The organism is Streptomyces sp. NBC_01244 (genome assembly GCF_035987325.1).
In the GTDB taxonomy this organism is placed as follows: Bacteria; Actinomycetota; Actinomycetes; order Streptomycetales; family Streptomycetaceae; genus Streptomyces.
Map to the genome: position 1 here is coordinate 2512434 of NZ_CP108488.1, position 22227 is coordinate 2534660.

Consider the following 22227-nt stretch of genomic DNA (forward strand, 5'->3'; position numbering starts at 1 on the left):
ATGCTCGCCGACCGTACGACCGCAGAGACGATGTGGCCGACCGCGTACCCACAGGGGTACGCGGTCGTCGACGTGGAGACCACCGGGCTCGCTCGCGACGACCGGATAATCTCCGCCGCCGTCTACCGGCTCGACGCTCAGGGCAACGTCGAGGACCACTGGTACACGCTGGTCAACCCGCTCCGGGACCCCGGTCCCGTGTGGATCCACGGTCTGACCAGCGACATGCTCCAGGACGCGCCGCTCTTCAAGGACATCGCCGAGGAGTTCGCGGGCCGGCTCGCCGACCGGGTGCTGGTCGCGCACAACGCGATCTTCGACTGGCAGATGATCGCCCGCGAGTACGCGCGGGCCGAGGCCACCGCCCCGGTGCGCCAGCGGCTGTGCACCATCGCCCTGTCGAAGGAACTGAACCTCCCGCTGCCCAACCACAAGCTGGAGTCGCTCGCCGCGCACTTCGGCGTGGTCCAGCAGCGCGCCCACCACGCGCTCGACGACGCCCGGGTCCTCGCGGAGGCGTTCCGCCCGTCCCTGCACGCGGCCGCGCGGGACAACGTACGGCTGCCCCTGCTGGAATGCCGGCCGCTGACGGAGTGGTCGGACACCCCCGCCGCGCCGCGCGTCGGGTACCAGGCCTCGTACGGGGCGGGCGGCGGGAATGCCGGGGCCGGTTGGCGGGCCTCGCGCAAGCGGCCGCCGTGCCCGTACCCGAACCCGGGTCGGTGGGCGGACGGCACCCCGCTGAAGCAGGGCATGCGGATCGCGTTCTCCGGTGACACCTCGGTGGACCGGGAGCTGCTGGAGGACCGCGCGGTGGAGGCGGGCCTGCACGTCGCGACGAGCCTGTCCCGGCTCACGAGCCTGCTCGTGACGAACGACCCGGACTCCTCGACCTCCAAGACGGTGAAGGCGAAGTCCTACGGGACCCCCGTCGTCGACGAGGCGGCCTTCACCCAGCTGCTGCGGGACGTGGCTCCGGCGGGGGACTGACCGCGGGGACGTTCGGGGGCCGCCCGTTGGGCCGGCCGGGTGCACGCTCGGCGACTCACCCCGGTGGATCTTGTTCCGGCGGGCCGCCCTGCGCAGCATGCCGCGCATGGCACGTTGCGAAGTCTGCGGGAACGATTACGGCATGTCCTTCGAAGTCCACGCACAGGGTGCTGTGCACGTCTTCGACTGCTTCTCCTGCGCCATTCACCGCATGGCGCCCATCTGCGAGCACTGCCGGGTCCAGATCATCGGGCAGGGCGTCGAGGTCGAGGGACAGTGGTTCTGCGGAGGGCACTGCGCCCGCGCGGAGGGGAAGGTGGGCATCACCGACCGCGTCTGACTCCCGTCCCGCCCTCCCCGGCTTCCCCCCCTACTCCCCCTCCGCCACGACCCCGGACGGCCACCCGGCCGCCGGGGTCCTCGCCGCTGGGGGTACCGTCGTGGGCGTGTACCGCTTTGTGCTGACCCGGCAGTGGGTGTGCCTCACCCTCATCGGCCTCGCCCTGATCCCCGCGATGATCAAGCTGGGGTTCTGGCAGTTCCACCGTCATGAGCACCGTGTCGCGCAGAACGAGCTGATCGACGCGAACCTGCGGGCGAAGCCGGTCCCCATGACCGAGGTCACCTCCCCCGGCCACGTGGTCCCGCGCGCCGACTACTGGCGGGCCGTGACCGCCACCGGTACGTACGACTCCGCGCACGAGGTCGTCGTGCGCATGCGCACCGACAACGACGACAAGGTCGGCTTCCACGTCCTCACCCCGCTGGTCCTGGCCGACGGCCGGGTCGTGCTCGTCAACCGCGGCTGGGTCGCGGGCGGCGACGACCCGCGCGCCTACCCGCCGGTGCCGGCCGCGCCCACCGGCGAGGTCACGGTCACCGGGCGGCTGAAGGCCGACGAGACCAGCGGCGGCAGCGGCATCAAGGACCGCAAGGGCCTGCCGGACCGCCAGGTGATGCTGATCAACAGCGGCCGGCAGGCGAAGAACCTGGGCAAGCCCGTCCTCGGCGGTTACCTGGAACTCACCGCCCCGGTCCCGGCCGACGGCAAGCCCGAGGTGGTCGCCGAGCCCGATCACGACTCGATCGGCCCGCACATGGCGTACGCCATCCAGTGGTGGCTGTTCACCTTCGCGGTGCCGGTGGGCTGGATCGTGCTCGTACGGCGCGAGAAGCGCGACCGCGAGGCGGCGGCCGCCGCCGGGACCGACGCTGCCGAGCGGGAGCCGGTGGCGACCGCGTAGCGTGTCGGCATGGATCTTGGACTGAAGGACCGTGTCTACGTCGTCACCGGCGCCACCAGGGGCCTCGGCTACGCTTCCGCCCGCGAACTGACCGCCGACGGCGCCAAGGTGGTGCTGACCGGCCGGGACGCGGGGCGCGCCGAGGCCGCCGCCAAGGCGCTGGGCCCGAACGCGGTCGGCGTGGCCGCCGACAACTCCGACCCCGGGGCCGCCTCCCGGCTCGTCGCCGCGGCCCGGGAGCACTTCGGCCGCCTCGACGGCATCCTCATCAGCGTCGGCGGCCCGGCGCCCGGTTCGGCGGCGGACAACACCGACGAGCAGTGGACGGCGGCCTTCGATTCGGTCTTCCTCGGCGCGGTCCGTCTCGCCCGGGCGGCGGCCGCGGAGCTCTCCGAAGGCGGGGTCATCGGCTTCGTCCTGTCGGGCTCCGTGCACGAGCCGATCCCGGGACTCACCATCTCCAACGGCCTGCGCCCCGGCCTGGCCGGTTTCGCGAAGTCCCTCTCCGTGGAGCTGGGCCCGCGCGGCATCCGGGTGGTCGGCCTGCTGCCCGCCCGCATCGACACCGACCGGGTCCGCGAGCTCGACGCCCTGTCCGGGGACGCGGAGCTCGCCCGCGCCCGCAACGAGGCGGGGATCCCGCTGCGGCGGTACGGCACCCCGGAGGAGTTCGGCCGCTCGGCGGCGTTCCTGCTGTCCCCGGCGGCCTCCTACCTGACCGGCCTCATGCTCCCGGTGGACGGCGGCTCCCGGCACGGCTTCTGAGCCGTCCGCCCCGGCTCCGCCTCACGTCACCCGCCGCGCCCGGCGGGGGGTGACGTACAGGCGGGCCTCCGTCGGGAGGGCCGGGAGCGCCGCCGAGGTGCGGGCCCGGCCCAGCACCGGGCCGGCGAGGGCCGCCAGTACGTCGGCCGGGACCGCGTGCGGCTCCAGCTCCAGAGCGACCCCCAGGGCCGGGGCCCCGCGCCGGCCCCGCAGCGTGACCCGGCACCGGGCGACTCCCTCCACGGCCTCCTGGACATCGGCCGCGACGGCCTCCTCCAGCGCCCGCCCGCGCAGCACCGCGAACGCGCCGTCCCCGGTGTCGACGAGCACCTCCGCGAGCCGGGCCCGCCGCAGTTGGGACAGCAGCCACCACAACGCCAGCAGTACGCAGACCCCGAGGACGGCGAGCACCACCCACCAGGGCGCCGGCCAGCCCGGCCCGTGCGGCGCCAGCAGAGGGTCATGACGGCCCTCGAACGGCCCGGACGCGGTCAGCACCGACGCCCCCGCCGCCAGCAGGACCAGTCCGAGCAGCGCGAGCAGGACCCGGTTCACCGTCCCCAGCGTCACCGGCGGTTCACCCGCACCCTCGGGCGTACCTCGTGGGCCAGCCCCAGTTCGTCGACGCCGACGGCCAGCACCGCGTCCAGATCGGCCCGTACGTCGTCCAGTTCGCGGAAGTGGGACACGGCCCGGACCCCGATCCGGGCCCGGCCCACGCTGACCCGCACCGACCGCACCCCGGCCACCTCCATGACCCGGTCGCGCAGCACCTGAGCGGCGGCCTTGCGTTCCAGTCCGCCCCGGACCTCCGGGTGCCCCGAACCCATCGGGAGGATCCCGCGCAGGCCCGGGGCGAGTGCGTACAGCAGCAGCGCGGCCCCGGCCGCGGCCAGCAATCCGCCGCCGATCAGCACGCCGGGGTCGGCCGGGGTGTGCCGCTCCAGTGCCCGGGAGAGCTCGTCGCGCCAGCGCATGCCCGGGCGGTGGGCCCGTACCGCCGCCAGGTCGTACAGGAACAGCCCCGCGACCCCGAGCACGGCGAACGCCCCCACCGCGGCCGGGAACCGCCGCGGCGACCGGAAGCGGGCGCTCACCGGACCCGCCGGTCGCGCCCGGCGGCGGGCCGCGCGGGGCGCAGGTGCTCGATGTCCACGTCCACCTCGGGTACGGCCATCTCCGCGTACTCCTCGACGCGCTGGGCGACGTGGCGGCGTACGGCCGCGCACTGGGCGGCGAGGTCGGAGGGGTAGCGCAGCTCCAGGACCACCCGTACGCGGGCGATGTCGTGGTGCACGGTGACGGTGGCGTGCGGCGGGGCCGCGTCCGGAGCGGGCCGGGTCAGCGCCTCCCGGGCGGCCTGGGCGGCGATCTTCGCCACGACCCGGTCGGCGATCCGGGTGGCTCCCCGCTCGGCGGCGGGCACCTGGGGCGGGGTGGGGCGGGGGGTGCTCATCGGTCCCGGTCCCGGTCCCGATCCCGGTCCCGACCTCGGTCGCGGTCTCGGTCCCCGGGGCGGCCCCGGGGGCGGAAGAAGTCCCCCGGTTCCAGGTCCCCGTCGAAGAACCGCCCCACGACGAAGCCGATGGCGCCGAGGGCGGCCACCAGCAGGAAGGCCCCGAAGCCGCCGAAGTACCCGGCGAACCCCAGTGCCATGCCGGCCACCAGGCCGACGACCGCCATGCTCATGCGGACTCCTCTACTGCAGTCGGGACTCCGGCTCCTCGTCGTCCTCGTCCGGCAGCTTGACGTCGCTGACCGCGATGTTGACCTCCACGACCTCGAGGCCGGTCATCCGCTCCACCGCCGAGACGACGTTCTCACGGACGGCCCGGGCCACGTCCCGGATCGACACGCCGTAATCCACGACGATCTCCAGGTCGAGGGCGGTCTGCACCTCGCCGACCTCCGCCTTCACGCCCCGGCTGACGGTGGACTTGGCCCCGCCGGGGACGCGGTCGCGGACGGCGCCGAAGGTACGGGAGAGGCCGCTGCCGCTGCCCATGGCGTGAACGCCGACCACCTCGCGGGCGGCCAGGCCGGCGATCTTCTCGACCACGCCGTCGGCGATGCTCGTCCTCCCGCGGTCGGCGGGGGGCTTGGCGGCGTTGCCGCCTGTGGCGGCGGATTCGGTCATGGCGGATCCCTTCGCACGGTGGGCTCCCGACCACGGTAAGTCGGGACCGGTTCCGCTGCCCGTCCCGACGCGGCTGCGGGTGGTCGGCCCCGCGGGGCGAAGTCCCCTACCCGCCCTTCCACCGTTCCCCGGGCTCCGCCCGGACCCGCGCCTCAAACGCCGGCGGGGCTGGATACATCCAGCCCCGCCGGCGTTTGAGGCGATCTTTTCAGCCCCTCCGGCGTTTGAGGAGCGGGGGTCCGGGGGCTGGTCCCCGGCAGCGGCGGCGCGGCTAGTCCGAGAGGCCGGCCAGATCGCGCAGGCGGCGGGCCTGGGCGGCACGCTCGGCGGCGCGCTGGTCCTCGTAAGGGCGCGACACCGCACCGCGAAGCAGCGCCTTCGTCTCGATCACCGCATCGCGCGGCGGAGCCAGCAGCGCGGTGGTGAGGTCCTGGACGGCCGCGTCGAGTTCGCCCGCGGGGACGACCAGGTTCGCGAGGCCGATCCGTTCCGCCTCCTCGGCTTGGACGAAGCGGCCCGTCGCGCAGATTTCGAGCGCGCGGGCATAGCCGACCGCCGAGGTCAGCGGCTGGGTGCCGCCGAGGTCGGGCACCAGGCCCAGCCCGGTCTCGCGCATGGCGAACTGCACGTCGTCCGCGACGACGCGCAGATCGCACGCGAGGGCAAGCTGGAAACCGGCACCGATCGCGTGCCCCTGAACGGCGGCGACGGAGATGATGTCGTTGCGCCGCCACCAGGTGAACGCCTCCTGGTACTCGGCGATGGTGGAGTCGAGCAGTTCCTCCGAACCGCGCGCCAGGTCAAGGAAGGACGGCTCACCCTCGAAGCCTTCGGGGGTGAATGCCTGCCGGTCGAGCCCTGCGGAGAAGGACTGCCCTTCGCCACGCAGCACGACGACCCGGACGGTGCCCGGCAACGACCTTCCAGCCTCCGTCAACGCCCGCCAGAGCGCGGGGGATTGAGCGTTTCGTTTGGCCGGATTGGTCAGTGTCACCGTGGCGACCGTGTCGTCGACGGTGAGCCGTACGCCGTCCTTGTCGAGCAGAGCCATCTGTGTGCCTCCGGTGGTTGTGCCGTCGTTCGGCCGCGATCTCGGCCTAAGTGACTGCACAGTAACCACCCAGTCGGCCATGGAGCCGACCGGGGGGTCACCGAAGGACGGTGGAAGTGGAACTGGAACCGTGAAGCTGAATACGGAAGAACCGTTGGAACCAAGGGGAACCAAATGGTCAGGCCGTAGCCGCCTTCTTGCCGCGCGTCGCGCCTCCGCGACCACGCAGCGTGACTCCGGACTCGCTGAGCATCCGATGGACGAATCCGTAGGACCGGCCAGTCGATTCGGCCAGCGCCCGGATACTCGCACCGGAGTCGTACTGCTTCTTCAGGTCTGCCGCGAGCTTGTCGCGCGCGGCGCCGGTTACCCGGCTGCCCTTCTTCAGAGTTTCGGCCACCCGTGCCTCCTCATGGGAAGTGCGCTCTGGACTTCTCATGATCACCCCTCCCCGGCTTCCTGGCCACCCATTCAGCAAGGTCGGTGGTACGGCATTTCTTCAGCCGTGGACACCCGAGCAGAACGGAATCTCCTCTTCCGCTGCATGACCTCCGTCACATTTCCACTCGGCCGGTATGAATCACCAGGTCAGGGGCCGGAACGGGAAAACGGAAGGCCCCGGCGGCATCGGTGAGGATGCGCAGCCGGGGCCTTCGTCGAGCGCGGAACGGTATGAGACCGTCTCACTCAGATGATGGATCACGTCTGAGCCGAATGATCCATAAGCAAAGGATCACGGAAGCGGAAGCGCCTCAGGCGAGCGCCACCAGGTCCCGGTAGTCCGGACCCCACAGGTCCTCGACGCCGTCCGGGAGCAGGATGATCCGCTCCGGTTCCAGCGCCTCGACCGCGCCCTCGTCGTGGGTGACGAGGATGACGGCGCCCTTGTAGGTGCGCAGGGCTCCCAGGATCTCCTCGCGGCTGGCCGGGTCGAGGTTGTTGGTGGGCTCGTCGAGCAGCAGCACATTGGCCGAGGAGACGACCAGCGTCGCCAGGGCCAGGCGGGTCTTCTCGCCACCGGACAGGACGCCCGCGGGCTTGTCGACGTCGTCGCCGGAGAAGAGGAAGGAGCCGAGCGTCTTGCGTACGGAGACCAGGTCCAGGTCCGGCGCCGAGGAGCGCATGTTCTCCAGGACCGAGCGCTCGGGGTCCAGGGTCTCGTGCTCCTGGGCGTAGTAGCCGAGCTTGAGGCCGTGGCCGGGGATGACCGTGCCGGTGTCGGGCTTCTCGGTGCCCGACAGCAGGCGCAGGAGCGTGGTCTTGCCGGCGCCGTTGAGGCCGAGGATGACCACGCGGGAGCCCTTGTCGATGGCCAGGTCGACGTCGGTGAAGATCTCCAGCGAGCCGTAGGACTTCGACAGGCCCTCGGCGGTCAGCGGGGTCTTGCCGCAGGGCGCCGGGTCGGGGAAGCGCAGCTTGGCGACCTTGTCGGAGACGCGGACGGCGTCCAGGCCCGCGAGCAGGCGGTCGGCGCGCTTGGCCATGTTCTGGGCGGCGACGGTCTTGGTGGCCTTGGCGCGCATCTTGTCGGCCTGCGAGTTCAGCGCCGCGGCCTTCTTCTCGGCGTTCTGGCGCTCGCGCTTGCGGCGCTTCTCGTCGGCCTCGCGCTGCTGCTGGTAGAGCTTCCAGCCCATGTTGTAGACGTCGATCTGGGAGCGGTTGGCGTCCAGGTAGAACACCTTGTTGACGACCGTCTCGACCAGGTCCACGTCGTGGGAGATGACGATGAAGCCGCCGCGGTAGGTCTTCAGGTAGTCGCGCAGCCAGACGATCGAGTCGGCGTCGAGGTGGTTGGTCGGCTCGTCGAGCAGGAGGGTGTCGGCGTCCGAGAAGAGGATCCGGGCGAGCTCGACGCGGCGTCGCTGACCACCGGAGAGGGTGTGCAGCGGCTGGCCGAGCACCCGGTCGGGCAGGCCGAGGGCGGCGGAGATGGTCGCGGCCTCGGACTCGGCGGCGTAACCGCCCTTGGTGAGGAACTCGGTCTCCTGGCGCTCGTACTGGCGCATCGCCTTCTCGCGGGTGGCGCCGGAGCCGGAGGAGATGCGCTCCTCGTTCATCCGCATCTTCTTGAGCAGCACGTCGAGTCCGCGCGCGGACAGGATCCGGTCGCTGGCCAGCACGTCGAGGTCGCCGGTGCGCGGGTCCTGCGGGAGGTAGCCGACCTCGCCCGAGCGGGCGATGCTGCCGCCGGCCGGGGTCCCCTCGCCCGCGAGGCACTTGGTGAGGGTGGTCTTGCCGGCTCCGTTGCGGCCGACGAGGCCGATGCGGTCGCCCTTGGCGACGCGGAAGGAGGCGTTCTCGATGAGGATGCGGGCGCCGGCGCGCAGCTCGATGCCGGTGGCGGTGATCACGGAAATACTCCAGGGCGGGTCGGGACGGCGGAAGGGGGGCAGGACGCGAAGCTTCTACGCCGCTAATCCGCGAGGAGATTTGCCATGGGAGTCATTCTACCGGGGGTGCGCAACTACTTTCGGGCCCGCCCGCCCCTCCGGGGACCGGCCCCGCCCTCACCCGTGCGTCCCCCGTTCGGCCCAGGGAACACGCCTCCCGGCCGGGGGGCGTATGAGGATGAACGGGTTGATACTCGCCGCAGGGGCGTACTCGTACCCCCCTTGGTAGGAATGGAGGGCGGTGCGGGATGCAGTTCGACGACAACGCCAATCTGGACACTTCCGAGGTCAAGGACGTACGCGGCAGCCGCATCCCGGGCGGGAAGGCCACGATCGGTGGCGGCATCATCGGTTTCATCGCGCTGATCATGGGCTTGCTGTTCGGGGTGGGCCCGGAGCAGCTGGGCCTGTCCGACGGAAGCCCCGAGCCCGCGTCGACCTCCTCCTCCGCCGCCCAGGTGCAGCAGAGCTGCAAGACGGGCGCGGACGCGAACGCCAAGGAGGACTGCCGGCTGGTGGCGGTGATCAACAGCACCCAGGACTTCTGGAAGCAGGAGTTCGCCAGGCGCGGCGCCCAGTACACCCCGGCGCAGACGGTGTTCTTCACCGGCAAGGTGGGCACCGCCTGCGGGGCGGCCACCTCGGCGGTCGGCCCGTTCTACTGCCCCGGTGACCGGCAGGTCTATCTGGACCTCGGCTTCTTCAACGAGCTCCGGACCAAGTTCGGCGCGAGCGGCGGCCCCTTCGCCCAGGCGTACGTGGTGGCCCACGAGTACGGCCACCACATCCAGAACCTGACCGGCACCCTGCAGAAGGCCCAGGACGGCCGGCAGGGCGCGAGCAGCAACGCGGTACGGGTCGAGCTGCAGGCCGACTGCTACGCCGGGGTCTGGGCCCACAACGCGACGAAGACCCCGGACGAGTCCACGGGCAAGCCCCTGATCACCACCCTCACCGACGAGGACATCAAGGACGGCCTCGACGCGGCGGCCGCGGTCGGCGACGACCGGATCCAGGAGAAGTTCCAGGGCCGGGTGACCCCGGAGTCCTGGACGCACGGCTCGGCCGAGCAGCGCCAGCAGTGGTTCTACCAGGGCTACCGCACGGGCGACATGGCCCAGTGCAACACCTTCCGCTGACTTCTCACGACGCCTGTCATGCTGTGACGTGGCTCACTGTCCACCCGCGGTACGAGAGGGAGTGGTCGTCATGGCAGGCGTTCCGTCCATCTGCCCGACCCTGCTGTACACCGATGCCAAGGCCGCCATCCACCTGCTCACGGAAGCCTTCGGCTTCACCCAGGTCGCGGCCTACGAGGGCGATGACGGCGCGGTGGTGCACGCCGAGCTGTCCTACGGGAACGGCATGGTGATGCTCGGCAGCAAGGGCACCGGCAGCGCCTTCGACAAGGCGATGGCGACGGCCGGCCCGACCGGGGTCTACGTGCGCGTCGACGACGTGGACGCCCACCACCGCCGGGCCGTCGAGCACGGTGTGGAGATCCTGATGGAGCCGACCGACCAGGACTACGGCTCGCGGGACTACATGGCCCGCGACGCCGAGGGCAACGTGTGGAGCTTCGGGACGTACGCGCCGCAGGTCTGAGACCCGCGGCGCGCACGCGCTCCCGCCGCGGGCGGCGCTACACGCCGCCGGTGTGCACCTGGAAGGCGGCCCGGCGCACCGCCTTGGCCAGGGCCGGGTCGGGATGGGCGGCGGCCAGCGCGACCAGCACCTGCACCGTGCGGGGGTGCCCGACCGCGCGGACCTCGTCGAGCAGCCGCGGGACCGTGGTCCGCACCGCCGAGTCCAGGTGGCGGGCCAGCAGCTCGGCTTCGCCGTGGTCGGCGATGGCGGCCGCGGTGTCCACCCAGAGCCAGGTCTGCTCCTCGGCGGTGAGCACGTCCTGCGCCTCGTCGGGGTCGACCCCGTCGTGCTCGGCGAGCCAGAGCAGGGCGTAGGGGCGCAGCGCGGCCTCCCGGGAGGCCGCCCGCACCTCCGGTTCGGCGGGGGCTCCGACCACGCGCAGGGCTTCGAAGGCGAGCCCGCGCAGCAGGGCGTCCTCGCCGCGCGCTGCGTGCAGCAGCTCGGAGACCGCGTGGCCGACGGGCCGGGCGGCGAGCCAGGCCTGGTATTCGGCGCGGGCCGGGCCGGGGGTGAGCCGCGCGCAGCCGTGGAGCATGGCGGCGGCGGACTGTTCGATGTTCCCGGCGGGGCTCTGCGCGGCGACGCAGATCTGCTCCAGCTTGACCCAGACGGCCCAGCTCCCGAGCGGGGTGAGGGTGGCCCGGGCGGGGCCGAGGGTGACGGCGTCCACGGCGGCGAGCCCGCCGAGCGCCCAGCGCAGCAGCCGGGCGAGCGGGACGGGCGGCGCGGCCGGCACGGGACCGGCGTGCGGGGTCCCGGTGGCCTGCGCCGTGGACTCGTAGGGGACCTCGCACCGCTCGTCGCGCAGTTCGGCGACGCGCTGTCCGAGCAGGTCCAGCAGATCGGGGACGGTCACGGGACCGGCGGAGAGCTGGAGCAGAGAGAGCAGCTGGGGCATGGCCTCGACCACCTCGGCGACGGCCGCGGGGGCGATGTCGGCGGGGGCCGGGTGGACCAGCGACCAGGCGTCGAAGAGGGCGACCCAGCCGCGCAGGACGGCGGTGTCGTCCCGGTTCCAGGCGCGCAGGCGCCAGCCCGGGCGGGCGTGTCCGCCGTGCATCTCGATCAGGCCGGCGAGCCGGGCGCGGTCCCAGCCGACCCGGATCTGGCCCGGCGTCAGGCTCAGCTGGGCGGCGGCGCGTTCGGCTTCGGCGGCGGGCAGGGCGCCCGCCGGGGCGGGCCCGGCGCCGTCCGCCACGCCGAGGTGGAGCTCGGCCCAGCGGGCGAGCCGTACCGCGTCGGCGAGGGAGGCGCGGGCCCTGTTCGCCAGGTCGGCCGTGGCGGGCGTGCCCGCCGGAGGCCGCGGGGCGGTCCGGGTGCGCCGGTCGGTCACCGCCTTGCGGGCCGTGGCCACGGACCGCGGGGCGACGAGTCGGAGTCTGGAGTCGCGAGCCAACTGCTCATCAGGCTTTCGGGACGTCACGTGAGCAGTCTCGCCCGTCACTGGCCGAAAGCCCAAACGGAACCAGCCATTGCCACAAGGCCTCGCATGGACAGAACGGGACAACCCACCCTCCCTGCCCCGTCCGCCCCGCAGTCTTCGGACAACTCGTCCGACGGTCCGTCAACCGGTCCTTCACATGAGAGGGGTCAGGAAGCGGCGCAGCGCCTCTTCGTACGCGGCCGGGTCGGCGTTCCACATCGCTCCGTGGGCGGCGCCGGAAACGGAGTGCAGCGTGACGAGGTCGGGGCGGGCCGCGGCGAGCCGGCGGGAGGGTTCCCAGGGGGCGAGCGCGTCGTCGGGGCCGTGGAAGATCAGGACGGGCATCTTCAGGGCGGCCGGATCCGACCCCGGGGCCCGCCGGTCGGCGCGCAGGCCCGCGCGGCCCTCGGCGGCCTTGACCACGAACGGGAGCAGGGGGGCCGGGGTGCGGCGCGCGGCGGCGAGGGCGCGCAGGGTGGCGTGCCAGTCCAGGACGGGCGAGTCGAGGACCAGTCCGGAGATCCGGTCGGCCAGCGCCGAGCGCTCGGCGGCGCGCAGGGCCATGGTGGCGCCGGTCGACCAGCCGTGCAGGACCACGCGGCGGGCGCCGTAGCGCAGGGCGTAGCGGATGGCGGCGTCGAGATCGCGCCATTCGGACTCGCCGAGGTGGCCGAGGCCGTCCGGTGACTCGGGGGCGCCGAGGTCGCCCCGGTAGCCGAGGTCCAGGACGGGGAGCTTGTTGCGGTGGAGGAAGGGCATGACCACCATCGGGTGCTCGCGGGTGGCGCCGAGCCCGTGGACGGTGATCACCCAGGTGTCGCGGGCCGCGGGTACGAACCAGGCGGGCAGCGCGCCGAGCTCCCCGGGGACGTCCACGTCGGCGTGGTCCAGCCCGAGGGCGGTGCCCGGGTTGCCCAGGTGGACCTGGGGCGTGAGGGTGACGCGGGTTCCGGGGTCGAGGCTGCCGTGGGTGACGGCGACGAGGCGGCGCACCACGGTGTCGGGGCCGTGCGGGGCGCCGGGGAGGACGGGGCCGACCACGGCGTGCACCCCGGGCGCGGTGAGCCCGTAGGTGCCGGGGCGCAGGGAGGCGAGCGAGCGGGTCAGCTCGACCCGGCCGGCCGCGGCGGAGTGGACGCTGAGCCGGGGGCTGCCGGGGAGCGGACGGCCGGGCTCGGTCCGCAGGGCCGCGTCGGCGGCGTACCGGCCGGCGAGCGCGGCGGCGGTGAGCGCGGCCGCGCCGGCGCCTAGCAGGGTCGTGGTGACGGCCGCTGCCGTCGCTGTAGCGGTACGCACTGCTCCAGTGTCGAGGCGGACGGGTCGGCGGGCCACCGGAGGGGAGACTTCCGGTCGGCACCCCGCAGGGGCGTCACGGGAGGTGATCTAGGTCTCTTCGGGGGTCCCGGCGCACGGAAGCGCCTACCGGAAGTCCCTCCCCGAAACGTGCGGACACCCCGCCGTGACGTGCATTAATCGATATATCAACGCCCTTCCCGGGACGAAGGTCCCGATCGGGTGCCGTACCGATACACCGCATGACCCCTGTCAGTTCACCTTCCGTTCATCCAGGTTGCCTACGGTCCACGAACCACTGACGTCAAACAGAAGCCTGGGTAAATGGAGCACATAACGCTTCTCCTCGGGATCGTGATCATCACCGCTCTCGTGTTCGATTTCACGAACGGTTTTCACGACACGGCCAACGCGATGGCCACCACCATCTCGACCGGCGCCCTCAAGCCCAAGACCGCGGTGGCGATGTCCGCCGTGCTCAACCTCGTCGGCGCGTTCATGTCCGTGGAGGTCGCCAAGACGATCTCCAAGGGCCTGGTCAACGAGGAAGGCATCCAGCCGGAGGTCATCTTCGCCGCCCTGGTCGGCGCGATCCTCTGGAACCTCGTCACCTGGCTGGTCGGACTGCCCTCCAGCTCCTCGCACGCCCTGATGGGCGGCCTGATCGGTGCGGCCGTGGCCTCCGCCGGCATGGGCGCCGTCAACGGCAGCGTCGTCGTCACCAAGGTGCTGATCCCCGCGATCGCCGCCCCGCTGGTCGCCGGCTTCGCCGCGTACCTGGCCACGAAGGTCACGTACAAGGTCGGCAAGGGCATGGGCGAGAAGACCTCGGCCAAGGGCTACCGCGCCGGCCAGATCGCTTCGGCCGGTCTCGTCTCCCTCGCGCACGGCACCAACGACGCGCAGAAGACGATGGGCATCATCACCCTGGCGCTCGTCGCCGGTGGCGCCCTGGCTCCCGGCTCCAACCCGCCGGTCTGGGTCATCGTCTCCGCCGGCATGGCCATCGCGATGGGCACCTACCTGGGCGGCTGGCGCATCATCCGCACCATGGGCAGTGGCCTGACCGACCTGCAGCCGCAGCAGGGCTTCGCCGCCCAGACCTCGGCCGCCAGCGTCATCCTGGCCTCCTCCTCCCTCGGCTTCTCCCTCTCCACCACCCACGCGTGCTCCGGTGCCGTCATGGGTTCGGGTCTGGGACGCAAGGGCGGCGTGGTCCGCTGGTCCACCGCCTCCCGCATGTTCATCGCCTGGGGCCTGACCCTCCCGGCCGCGGCCCTGGTCGCCGCCGGTGCCGAGCTGGTCATGCGCACCGGGGACATCGGCGTCGCCGGCGTCACGGTCTTCCTGATCGGCTCCTGCGTCGCCATCTGGCTGATCTCCCGCCGCCAGGTCGTCGACCACACCAACGTCAACGAGGTCGGGTCCGCCGGCGCCGAGGAGCCGGGTGTCGTCACCACGGCCATCGCGGCCGTCAGCGTCCCGCCGACCGCGGCCGTCGCCGGCAGCACCGCAGCGGTGACGGACGAGGACCTCAAGGCCACCATCCCGGCCTCCGCGACGACGACCCCCGCAGCTCCGGCCGCAGCGGTCTGACCCGAGAACGACAGAGGATTCAGCGGTATGAAGATCGACTGGGAAGCACTCGGCTCCGTCTTCGGGGTCAGCCTCTCCGCCACCGTCGTCCTGGTGACCCTGTTCACCCTGGGTCTGATGGGGCTCTCCAAGCACGAGGCCGCCACCGAACAGGGCGGCGCCGCCACCCTGGCCCGCAGCGGTGCGTACGCCTGCTTCGCGCTCTGCGCGGCGGCCGTGGCCTACGGGATCTACCTGATCGTCGCCTGAGGCGCGGGACGGCACGTACGAAGGCTCCCTCCGGGTTCGTACCGGAGGGAGCCTTCGCATGCCCGGACCCGCCCAGGGCCCACCCCGGACCCGCCCCGGCCCCCCGGCGGGCGGGCCTGACCCCGCCCCCTCCCCCGCCACCCCACCGCAGGTCAACGGCGAGTTGACGGGCCTTCGCGCTGCGTGGTGGACTGCCCGAGCCATTACGGCGGCATGGAGAGGAAGTCCGGTGCGAATCCGGCGCGGTCCCGCCACTGTCACCGGCGCACGCGGACCTCTGGCCGTGTGCGGCCGGGAGCCAGGAACTCTCGCCGCCGGACACGTCGAACCAGGGCGCGGACCCTGAGTGAGGACATACCTGCCACCATGCGTGCCGATCGCGTCTTCGCGTACGGCGTCACGGCGGGCCTGATCGGCGACCGGATCCTCGGGGATCCGCGCCGAGGGCACCCCGTGGCCGCCTTCGGACGAGCCGCCGCCGCCGTCGAACGCGCCCTGTGGCGCGACGACCGCGCCCGCGGCGTCCTGCACACCCTGCTGTGCGCCGGAGGCGCGGCCGCCGTCGGCGCGCTGGGCGCCCGCGCCGTGCGCTCCCGGCCCGCGGCCGCCCGCATCGCCCTCACCGCCGCCGCCACCTGGGCCGTCGTAGGCGGCACCTCGCTGGGCCGGGAGGCCCGCGCCATCGGCGGGGCGCTCGCCGCCGGGGACGCCGAAGTGGCCCGCGAACGGCTGCCCCACCTGTGCGGGCGCGACCCGCAGGCACTGGACGAGCAGCAGATGGCCCGCGCGGTCGTCGAATCGGTCGCCGAGAACACCTCCGACGCGGTGGTCGGCGCCCTCGTGTGGGGCGCCGTCGCGGGCGTCCCCGGGCTGCTGGCCTTCCGGGCCGTGAACACCCTGGACGCGATGGTCGGCCACAAGTCCCCCCGCCACCTGCGCTACGGCTGGGCCTCGGCCCGGCTCGACGACGTGGCCGGCTGGCCGGGCGCCCGGCTGACGGCCCTGGCCGCCGTACTGGCCGGGCCCGACCGGCGGGGCGCCGTACGGGCCTGGCGCGCGGACGCCGCCAAGCACCCGAGCCCCAACGCGGGGCCCGTGGAGTCCTCCTTCGCCGGGGCGCTCGGGGTACGGCTGGGCGGCACCCTGGCGTACGCGGGCCGGGTCGAGCACCGGGCCGTGCTCAACGGAGCGGCCGGGCGGCCCGTGGAGGTCGCCGACATCGAACGCGCGGTCCGGCTGTCGCGCCAGGTGACGTGGGTGGCGCTGGGGGCCTGCGTGGCCGCCCGGACGCTGGTCTCCCGTACGGCGGACAAGACGAAGAAGGGGCGGCGCGCATGAGCGGCGGAGCGAAGCGCGGCGGGGGTCTCCTCGTCGCCGGTACGACCTCGGACGCGGGCAAGAGCGTGGTCACGGCGGGCATCTGCCGGTGGCTGGCCCGGCAGGGCGTGAAGGTGGCCCCGTTCAAGGCGCAGAACATGTCGCTGAACTCCTTCGTGACGCGGGAGGGCGCCGAGATCGGCCGCGCGCAGGCCATGCAGGCCCAGGCGGCCCGCGTGGAGCCGACCGCGCTGATGAACCCGGTGCTGCTCAAGCCCGGCAGTGACCGCAGCAGCCAGGTGGTGCTGCTGGGCAAGCCGGTGGGTGAGATGAGCGCACGCGGCTACCACGGGGGCAGGCAGGAGCAGTTGCTCGGCATCGTCACGGACTGCCTGGAGCAGTTGCGGGGCACGTATGACGCCGTGATCTGCGAGGGGGCGGGCAGCCCGGCCGAGATCAACCTGCGCCGGACGGACATCGTGAACATGGGCATCGCGCGGGCCGCGCGGTTCCCGGTGGTCGTCGTCGGCGACATCGACCGGGGCGGGGTCTTCGCGTCTTTCTTCGGTACGACGGCCCTGCTCTCCCCCGAGGACCAGTCGCTGATCGCGGGCTACCTGGTCAACAAGTTCCGCGGCGACGTCACCCTGCTGGAACCGGGCATGGAGATGCTGCGCGGCCTGACCGGTCGGGCCACGTACGGCGTGCTCCCCTTCCAGCACGGGCTGGGCATCGACGAGGAGGACGGCCTGCGGCCCCTCTTCAAAAACACAGCACTGCGGGGCGCGGTACGGGAATCCGTGGTCGCCCCGCCCGTGGGCGAGGACGTGCTGCGGGTCGCGGTCTGCGCGGTGCCGCTGATGTCCAACTTCACGGACGTCGACGCGCTGGCGGCCGAGCCGGGCGTGGTGGTGCGGTTCGTGGACCGGGCCGAGGAACTGGCCGACGCGGACCTGGTCGTCGTCCCCGGCACCCGTGGCACGGTCAAGGCCCTGGCCTGGCTGCGCGAACGGGGCCTGGCGGACGCACTGGTCCGGCGGGCAGCCGAGGGCCGGCCGGTCCTGGGCGTCTGCGGTGGGTTCCAGGTCCTGGGCGAACACATCGAGGACGAGGTCGAGTCGAAGGCCGGCTCCGTGCCGGGGCTCGGGCTGCTTCCCGTACGGGTCCGCTTCGAGCGGGAGAAGACCCTGGCCCGGCCCGTCGGTTCGGCGCTGGGCGAGCCCGTCGAGGGCTACGAGATCCACCACGGGGTGGCCGAAGTCCTCGGCGGCACCCCCTTCCTGGACGGGTGCCGGGTCGGGGAGGTGTGGGGCACGCACTGGCACGGCTCGCTGGAGTCGGACGGCTTCCGCCGGGCGTTCCTCCGCGAGGTCGCCTCGGCCGCGGGCCGCCGCTTCGTCCCGGCCCCGGACACGTCCTTCTCCTCCCTGCGGGAAGAGCAGCTCGACCTCCTCGGCGACCTGATCGAGGAGCACGCGGACACGGACGCCCTGCTCCGCCTGATCGAGACCGGAGCCCCGTCGGGCCTCCCCTTCCTCCCGCCGGGCGCGCCGTGAGCGGCGCAGCCCTGCGGGGGCCGTCCCCTACCCGCCCTTCCCCCGTTCCCCGGAGCTCCGCCCCGGACCCCCTCCCTCGTGCGGCGCCGTTCCCGGGGGCCGGCCCCCGGACCCCCGCTCCTCAAACGCCGGAGGGGCTGGATTTTCCAGCCCCCGGCGGTCAAGTGCAGGACGACGCCGACCAAATCCAGCCCGTCCGGCGTTTGAGGACCGGGTCCGGGCGGAGCCCGGGGAACGGTGGAAGGGGGGGTCGGGGACTTCGCCCCGCGCAGCGGCGCACCCGACCCGGCCCCGCCGTCCCCACCCGCCCGCGCACTCGTATCCGTACCCGCATACAAGAAGGGGCCACCGCATGAGCACGCCCTACCCGTTCACCGCACTGGTCGGCCAGAGCGACCTGCGCCTCGCACTGCTGCTCAACGCCGTGAGCCCCGCGGTCGGCGGTGTTCTCGTGCGCGGCGAGAAGGGGACCGCCAAGTCCACCGCCGTCCGCGCCCTGTCCACCCTGCTGCCGCAGGTCGACGTGGTCCCCGGCTGCCGGTTCAGCTGCGCGCCCACCGCCCCGGACCCCGTCTGCCCCGACGGCCCCCACGAGCCGGGACCGGCCGCCGCGCGGCCCGCCCGCATGGTGGAGCTGCCCGTCGGCGCCTCCGAGGACCGGCTCGTCGGCGCCCTCGACATCGAACGCGCCCTCTCCGAAGGCGTGAAGGCCTTCGAGCCCGGCCTGCTGGCCGACGCGCACCGCGGGATCCTGTACGTCGACGAGGTCAACCTGCTCCACGACCACCTCATCGACCTGCTCCTCGACGCCGCCGCGATGGGCGCCTCCTACGTCGAACGCGAGGGCGTCTCCGTACGGCACGCCGCCCGCTTCCTCCTCGTCGGCACGATGAACCCCGAGGAGGGCGAGCTCCGCCCGCAGTTGCTCGACCGGTTCGGGCTGACCGTCGAGGTCGCCGCCTCCCGGGAACCCCTCCAGCGGGTCGAGGTGGTGCGTCGCCGGCTCGCCTACGAGGACGACCCCGCGGGGTTCGCGGGCCGCTGGTCCGGGGACGAGGACGAGGTCCGCTCCCGGGTGGTGGCCGCGCGGGCTCTGCTCCCGCAGGTGCGGCTCGGCGACACCTCGCTGCTGCAGATCGCCGCGACCTGCGCCGGTTTCGAGGTCGACGGCATGCGCGCCGACATCGTGATGGCCCGTACCGCGACCGCGCTCGCCGCCTGGGCCGGGCGGACCGAGGTGCGCAAGGAGGACGTGCGGCAGGCCGCCCTGCTGGCGCTCCCCCACCGCCGCCGCCGCAACCCCTTCGACGCGCCCGGTCTCGACGAGGAGAAGCTGGACCGGATCCTCGACGGGTTCCCGGACGACGAGCCGGACCCGGAGCCGGAGCCCGAGCAGGAGGGTCCGGGCGAGGGGCCCACGGACGACGGCCCCGATGACGGTGGTCCCGACGGCGAGGGTCCCGACGGCGAGGGCGGCGTACCGCCGCAGGGCTCCGGACCCGACGCGCCCGGGGCCGAACCCGAGGCGCCGACCGGGCCCGAGCAGCAGCCCGAGGCCCAGCCCTCCGCCCAGGAGAAGACCGAGGCGGCCGGTCCGGCCGAGCAGGCACCCGTACGGGCCGCCGAGCCGTTCCGCACCAAGATGCTCAGCGTGCCGGGCCTCGGCGAGGGCGCGTCCGGCAGGCGTTCGCGCGCCCGCACCGCGCACGGCCGCACCACCGGCGCCCAGCGCCCCCGCGGCCAGTTGACCAAACTGCACCTGTCGGCCACCGTCCACGCCGCCGCCCCGCACCAGAAGGCGCGCGGACGCACCGGGCGCGGGCTGGTCGTCCGCAAGGACGATCTGCGGCAGGCGACCCGCGAGGGCCGCGAGGGCAACCTCGTCCTGTTCCTCGTCGACGCCTCCGGCTCCATGGCCGCCCGGCAGCGCATGAGCGCGGTCAAGGGGGCGGTGCTGTCCCTGCTGCTCGACGCCTACCAGCGCCGGGACAAGGTCGGCCTGATCACCTTCCGGGGCGCCTCGGCCGACCTGGCCCTGCCGCCCACCTCCTCCGTCGACGCCGCCGCGGCCCGGCTGGAGAACCTGCCCACCGGCGGGCGCACCCCGCTCGGCGCCGGGCTGCTCAAGGCCCACGAAGTCCTGCGGATCGAGCGGCTGCGGGACCCGAGCCGGCGCCCGCTGCTCGTGGTCGTCACCGACGGGCGGGCCACCTCGGCCGGCTCCGTGGGCGGCGATCCCCGCGCCCTCTCGGCGCGCAGCGCGCGGCTGCTCGCGGCCGGCGGGGTCGCCTCCGTGGTCGTGGACTGCGAGTCGGGGCCGGTCCGGCTCGGCCTGGCCGGAGTACTGGCCGCCGATCTGGGCGGCCTGGCCGTCACCCTCGACGGGCTGCGGGCCGATTCGCTCGCCGGGCTCGTCAAAAACGTACGTACCCCATCCCCGACCCTCAGGAGGGCCGCGTAATGCCGCAGGGACAGCCGTCCGTCGTTCCGGACGACGGACTCACGACGCGTCAGCGCCGCAACCGCCCGCTCGTCTTCGTCCACACGGGGCCGGGCAAGGGCAAGTCGACGGCCGCCTTCGGTCTGGCGCTGCGCGCCTGGAACCAGGGCTGGCCGATCGGGGTGTTCCAGTTCGTCAAGTCGGCGAAGTGGAAGGTCGGCGAGGAGAACGCGCTGAAGGTGCTCGGCGCCTCCGGCGAGGGCGGCTCCGTCGTCTGGCACAAGATGGGCGAGGGCTGGTCCTGGGTCCAGCGCGACGCGCAGCTCGACAACGAGCAGGCGGCCAAGGAGGGCTGGGAACAGGTCAAGCGCGATCTGGCCGCCGAAACGCACAAGCTGTACGTGCTGGACGAGTTCGCGTACCCGATGCACTGGGGCTGGATCGACGTCGACGAGGTCGTCGAGGTGCTGCGGAACCGTCCCGGTACCCAGCACGTGGTGATCACCGGGCGCAACGCACCGGAGAAGCTGGTGGAGTTCGCGGACCTCGTGACCGAGATGACCAAGGTCAAGCACCCGATGGACACCGGCCAGAAGGGCCAGAAGGGCATCGAGTGGTGACCTCGTTCAACGTACCGAGACTGGTCATCGCCGCGCCTTCCTCCGGCAGCGGCAAGACCACCGTCGCGACGGGCCTGATGGCGGCCTTCTCGGAGCGCGGCCTCGCCGTGTCCCCGCACAAGGCCGGGCCCGACTACATCGACCCGGGCTACCACGCGCTGGCCACGGGCCGACCCGGACGCAACCTGGACGCCTTCATGTGCGGGCCGGACCTGGTGGCCCCGCTGTTCGCGCACGGGGCCGCCGGATGCGATCTGGCCGTCATCGAAGGCGTGATGGGGCTCTACGACGGTGCCGCGGGGCGGGGCGAACTGGCGTCGACGGCGCAGGTCGCGAAGCTGCTCCGGGCACCGGTGGTGCTGGTCGTCGACGCGTCCTCGCAGTCGCGGTCGGTGGCGGCGCTGGTGCACGGCTTCGCCTCCTTCGACCCGCAGGTGCGCCTCGGCGGCGTGATCCTGAACAAGGTCGGCTCCGACCGGCACGAGGTGATGCTGCGGGAGGCGCTGGAGGAAGCGGGGATGCCGGTACTCGGCGTCCTGCGGCGGGCTCCGCAGGTGGCCGCGCCCTCGCGGCACCTGGGGCTGGTGCCGGTCGCCGAGCGGCGCTCGGACGCGGTCTCTTCGGTGGCCGCCCTGGCCGACCAGGTCCGGGCGGGCTGCGACCTGGAGGCCCTGATGGCCCTGGCCCGTACGGCCCCGCCGCTGGACTGCGAAGCCTGGGTTCCGGAGCGTGCCCTCGCGGGCACTCGGGGCTCCGCCCCGAACCCCGCGCCTCAAACGCCGGCGGGGCTGGATTTTCCAGCCCGTCCGGCGTTTGAGGACCGGGTCCGGGCGGAGCACGCCCGCGGCGAAGCCGCAATCCGGCACAGCGGGAAGGGGCGGGGTGGGGGACCTGTCATTGCCGTTGCGGGCGGGGCCGCGTTCACCTTTTCCTACGCCGAGCACGCGGAACTGCTCACCGCCGCCGGAGCGGAGGTCGTCACCTTCGACCCCCTCCGGGACGAGAAGCTCCCCGACCACACCACCGGCCTGGTGATCGGCGGCGGGTTCCCCGAGGTGTACGCCCCGGAGCTGTCCGCGAACGAGCCGCTCCGCAAGGCCGTCGCGGCCTTCGCCGCGGCCGGCGGCCCGGTGGCGGCGGAGTGCGCGGGGCTGCTGTACCTGGCCCGGTCGCTGGACGGCAAGCCCATGTGCGGGGTGCTCGACGCCGATGCGCGGATGTCGGAGCGGCTCACGCTCGGCTACCGCGAGGCGGTCGCCGTCTCCGACAGCGTCCTCGCGGCGGCCGGGACCCGGCTGCGCGGGCACGAGTTCCACCGGACGGTGATCGAGCCGGGCGCCGGCGGCTCACCGGCGTGGGGCTTCACGCATCCGGAACGCCGGATCGAGGGCTTCGTGGCGGACGGAGTGCACGCCAGCTACCTGCACACGCACTGGGCGGCGGAGCCGTCCGTGGCCCTGCGCTTCGCCGAGGCCGCGGCAGCGCATCGGTGAACCGGAGACGCCCGGG

Annotated in this window: 22 protein-coding genes, 1 pseudogene and 1 riboswitch; of the genes and pseudogenes, 13 read left to right on the top strand and 10 right to left on the bottom strand. The window is 73.3% G+C overall.

What is annotated here, in order from left to right; genetic code table 11:
- The 4 genes from OG247_RS11055 (at position 1) to OG247_RS11070 (ending at position 2999) form a co-directional block, all read left to right on the top strand.
- On the top strand, positions 1–990 hold the full coding sequence (locus tag OG247_RS11055) for a DEDDh family exonuclease (RefSeq protein ID WP_327252071.1): 990 nt from the start codon (positions 1–3) through the stop codon (positions 988–990).
- A 106-nt stretch (positions 991–1096) separates the two neighbouring features.
- The gene (locus OG247_RS11060) at positions 1097–1330 is read left to right on the top strand and encodes a hypothetical protein (RefSeq protein WP_112453882.1); all 234 of its coding nucleotides are present in this window, start codon (positions 1097–1099) and stop codon (positions 1328–1330) included.
- Positions 1331–1436: 106 nt separating this feature from the next.
- The gene (locus tag OG247_RS11065) at positions 1437–2234 is read left to right on the top strand and encodes an SURF1 family cytochrome oxidase biogenesis protein (RefSeq protein WP_327252072.1); all 798 of its coding nucleotides are present in this window, start codon (positions 1437–1439) and stop codon (positions 2232–2234) included.
- Positions 2235–2243: 9 nt separating this feature from the next.
- Complete coding sequence (locus OG247_RS11070) at positions 2244–2999, top strand: SDR family oxidoreductase (RefSeq protein WP_327252073.1); 756 nt, start codon at positions 2244–2246, stop codon at positions 2997–2999.
- A 21-nt stretch (positions 3000–3020) separates the two neighbouring features.
- Here OG247_RS11070 and OG247_RS11075 read toward each other — a convergent pair whose 3' ends face one another.
- The 8 genes from OG247_RS11075 to OG247_RS11110 all read right to left on the bottom strand — a co-directional run bounded on the left by OG247_RS11075 (position 3021) and on the right by OG247_RS11110 (position 8538).
- A complete protein-coding gene (locus tag OG247_RS11075) occupies positions 3021–3569 on the bottom strand; it encodes an alkaline shock response membrane anchor protein AmaP (protein WP_327252074.1) in 549 nt (182 codons plus the stop codon).
- Positions 3566–4096, bottom strand: coding sequence for a DUF6286 domain-containing protein (locus OG247_RS11080; RefSeq protein WP_327252075.1), 531 nt, complete (start codon positions 4094–4096; stop codon positions 3566–3568). The genes OG247_RS11075 and OG247_RS11080 overlap by 4 nt, the downstream gene beginning before the upstream one ends.
- Positions 4093–4455: a hypothetical protein gene (locus tag OG247_RS11085; RefSeq protein ID WP_327252076.1), complete on the bottom strand. Its 363-nt coding sequence runs from the start codon at positions 4453–4455 to the stop codon at positions 4093–4095. Before OG247_RS11085 ends, OG247_RS11080 begins: the two co-directional genes overlap by 4 nt.
- A complete protein-coding gene (locus tag OG247_RS11090) occupies positions 4452–4688 on the bottom strand; it encodes a hypothetical protein (RefSeq protein ID WP_327252077.1) in 237 nt (78 codons plus the stop codon). The genes OG247_RS11085 and OG247_RS11090 overlap by 4 nt, the downstream gene beginning before the upstream one ends.
- 10 nt (positions 4689–4698) lie before the next feature.
- Positions 4699–5136: an Asp23/Gls24 family envelope stress response protein gene (locus tag OG247_RS11095; RefSeq protein ID WP_327252078.1), complete on the bottom strand. Its 438-nt coding sequence runs from the start codon at positions 5134–5136 to the stop codon at positions 4699–4701.
- Positions 5137–5407: 271 nt separating this feature from the next.
- Positions 5408–6187, bottom strand: a complete 780-nt coding sequence (locus OG247_RS11100) for an enoyl-CoA hydratase/isomerase family protein (RefSeq protein WP_327252079.1) — start codon at positions 6185–6187, stop codon at positions 5408–5410.
- A gap of 178 nt (positions 6188–6365) precedes the next feature.
- Positions 6366–6587: a helix-turn-helix domain-containing protein gene (locus tag OG247_RS11105; RefSeq protein ID WP_204357858.1), complete on the bottom strand. Its 222-nt coding sequence runs from the start codon at positions 6585–6587 to the stop codon at positions 6366–6368.
- A gap of 352 nt (positions 6588–6939) precedes the next feature.
- Positions 6940–8538, bottom strand: a complete 1599-nt coding sequence (locus OG247_RS11110) for an ABC-F family ATP-binding cassette domain-containing protein (protein WP_266909769.1) — start codon at positions 8536–8538, stop codon at positions 6940–6942.
- A 287-nt stretch (positions 8539–8825) separates the two neighbouring features.
- Between OG247_RS11110 and ypfJ the strand changes: the two genes are divergently transcribed.
- The gene (gene ypfJ / locus OG247_RS11115; RefSeq protein ID WP_327252080.1) at positions 8826–9716 is read left to right on the top strand and encodes a KPN_02809 family neutral zinc metallopeptidase; all 891 of its coding nucleotides are present in this window, start codon (positions 8826–8828) and stop codon (positions 9714–9716) included.
- A 70-nt stretch (positions 9717–9786) separates the two neighbouring features.
- Positions 9787–10182 (top strand): VOC family protein, encoded by a 396-nt coding sequence (locus OG247_RS11120; protein WP_327252081.1) that lies wholly within the window; start codon positions 9787–9789, stop codon positions 10180–10182.
- 37 nt (positions 10183–10219) lie between these two features.
- Here the strand turns inward: OG247_RS11120 and OG247_RS11125 are convergent, their stop codons facing one another.
- Both OG247_RS11125 and OG247_RS11130 read right to left on the bottom strand, forming a co-directional pair.
- Positions 10220–11647 (bottom strand): hypothetical protein, encoded by a 1428-nt coding sequence (locus OG247_RS11125; protein ID WP_442813254.1) that lies wholly within the window; start codon positions 11645–11647, stop codon positions 10220–10222.
- Positions 11648–11800: 153 nt separating this feature from the next.
- On the bottom strand, positions 11801–12943 hold the full coding sequence (locus OG247_RS11130) for an alpha/beta hydrolase family protein (RefSeq protein ID WP_327252082.1): 1143 nt from the start codon (positions 12941–12943) through the stop codon (positions 11801–11803).
- A gap of 321 nt (positions 12944–13264) precedes the next feature.
- On the opposite strand from OG247_RS11130, the gene OG247_RS11135 reads away from it, so the two are divergent.
- From OG247_RS11135 to OG247_RS11165, 7 genes and pseudogenes are all read left to right on the top strand, one after another.
- Positions 13265–14536, top strand: coding sequence for an inorganic phosphate transporter (locus OG247_RS11135; protein ID WP_327252083.1), 1272 nt, complete (start codon positions 13265–13267; stop codon positions 14534–14536).
- A 27-nt stretch (positions 14537–14563) separates the two neighbouring features.
- Positions 14564–14785 carry a hypothetical protein gene (locus OG247_RS11140; RefSeq protein WP_243338472.1) on the top strand — a complete coding sequence of 74 codons (222 nt, stop codon included), beginning with the start codon at positions 14564–14566 and terminating at the stop codon, positions 14783–14785.
- Positions 14786–15003: 218 nt separating this feature from the next.
- A riboswitch (cobalamin riboswitch) is annotated at positions 15004–15093 on the top strand.
- A gap of 58 nt (positions 15094–15151) precedes the next feature.
- Complete coding sequence (locus tag OG247_RS11145; RefSeq protein ID WP_327252084.1) at positions 15152–16123, top strand: cobalamin biosynthesis protein; 972 nt, start codon at positions 15152–15154, stop codon at positions 16121–16123.
- Positions 16120–18014 (top strand): annotated as a pseudogene (locus tag OG247_RS11150) (cobyric acid synthase). Before OG247_RS11145 ends, OG247_RS11150 begins: the two are co-directional and overlap by 4 nt.
- Complete coding sequence (locus OG247_RS11155) at positions 18011–20119, top strand: putative cobaltochelatase (RefSeq protein ID WP_327252086.1); 2109 nt, start codon at positions 18011–18013, stop codon at positions 20117–20119. Before OG247_RS11150 ends, OG247_RS11155 begins: the two are co-directional and overlap by 4 nt.
- Positions 20119–20718: a cob(I)yrinic acid a,c-diamide adenosyltransferase gene (cobO, locus tag OG247_RS11160; RefSeq protein ID WP_250742265.1), complete on the top strand. Its 600-nt coding sequence runs from the start codon at positions 20119–20121 to the stop codon at positions 20716–20718. Before OG247_RS11155 ends, cobO begins: the two co-directional genes overlap by 1 nt.
- Complete coding sequence (locus tag OG247_RS11165; protein ID WP_327252087.1) at positions 20712–22211, top strand: cobyrinate a,c-diamide synthase; 1500 nt, start codon at positions 20712–20714, stop codon at positions 22209–22211. Before cobO ends, OG247_RS11165 begins: the two co-directional genes overlap by 7 nt.
- Positions 22212–22227: the final 16 nt, after the last annotated feature.

What these genes read in the sequence shown, in the direction of transcription:
- cobO (WP_250742265.1), top strand. Translation starts at nt 20,119, where the DNA reads ATGCCGCAGGGACAGCCGTCCGTCGTTCCGGACGACGGACTCACGACG.
- OG247_RS11095 (WP_327252078.1), bottom strand. Translation starts at nt 5,136, where the DNA reads ATGACCGAATCCGCCGCCACAGGCGGCAACGCCGCCAAGCCCCCCGCC.
- OG247_RS11145 (WP_327252084.1), top strand. Translation starts at nt 15,152, where the DNA reads ATGCGTGCCGATCGCGTCTTCGCGTACGGCGTCACGGCGGGCCTGATC.
- OG247_RS11120 (WP_327252081.1), top strand. Translation starts at nt 9,787, where the DNA reads ATGGCAGGCGTTCCGTCCATCTGCCCGACCCTGCTGTACACCGATGCC.
- OG247_RS11090 (WP_327252077.1), bottom strand. Translation starts at nt 4,688, where the DNA reads ATGAGCATGGCGGTCGTCGGCCTGGTGGCCGGCATGGCACTGGGGTTC.
- ypfJ (WP_327252080.1), top strand. Translation starts at nt 8,826, where the DNA reads ATGCAGTTCGACGACAACGCCAATCTGGACACTTCCGAGGTCAAGGAC.
- OG247_RS11100 (WP_327252079.1), bottom strand. Translation starts at nt 6,187, where the DNA reads ATGGCTCTGCTCGACAAGGACGGCGTACGGCTCACCGTCGACGACACG.
- OG247_RS11060 (WP_112453882.1), top strand. Translation starts at nt 1,097, where the DNA reads ATGGCACGTTGCGAAGTCTGCGGGAACGATTACGGCATGTCCTTCGAA.
- OG247_RS11070 (WP_327252073.1), top strand. Translation starts at nt 2,244, where the DNA reads ATGGATCTTGGACTGAAGGACCGTGTCTACGTCGTCACCGGCGCCACC.
- OG247_RS11055 (WP_327252071.1), top strand. Translation starts at nt 1, where the DNA reads ATGCTCGCCGACCGTACGACCGCAGAGACGATGTGGCCGACCGCGTAC.
- OG247_RS11135 (WP_327252083.1), top strand. Translation starts at nt 13,265, where the DNA reads ATGGAGCACATAACGCTTCTCCTCGGGATCGTGATCATCACCGCTCTC.
- OG247_RS11155 (WP_327252086.1), top strand. Translation starts at nt 18,011, where the DNA reads ATGAGCACGCCCTACCCGTTCACCGCACTGGTCGGCCAGAGCGACCTG.
- OG247_RS11140 (WP_243338472.1), top strand. Translation starts at nt 14,564, where the DNA reads ATGAAGATCGACTGGGAAGCACTCGGCTCCGTCTTCGGGGTCAGCCTC.
- OG247_RS11085 (WP_327252076.1), bottom strand. Translation starts at nt 4,455, where the DNA reads ATGAGCACCCCCCGCCCCACCCCGCCCCAGGTGCCCGCCGCCGAGCGG.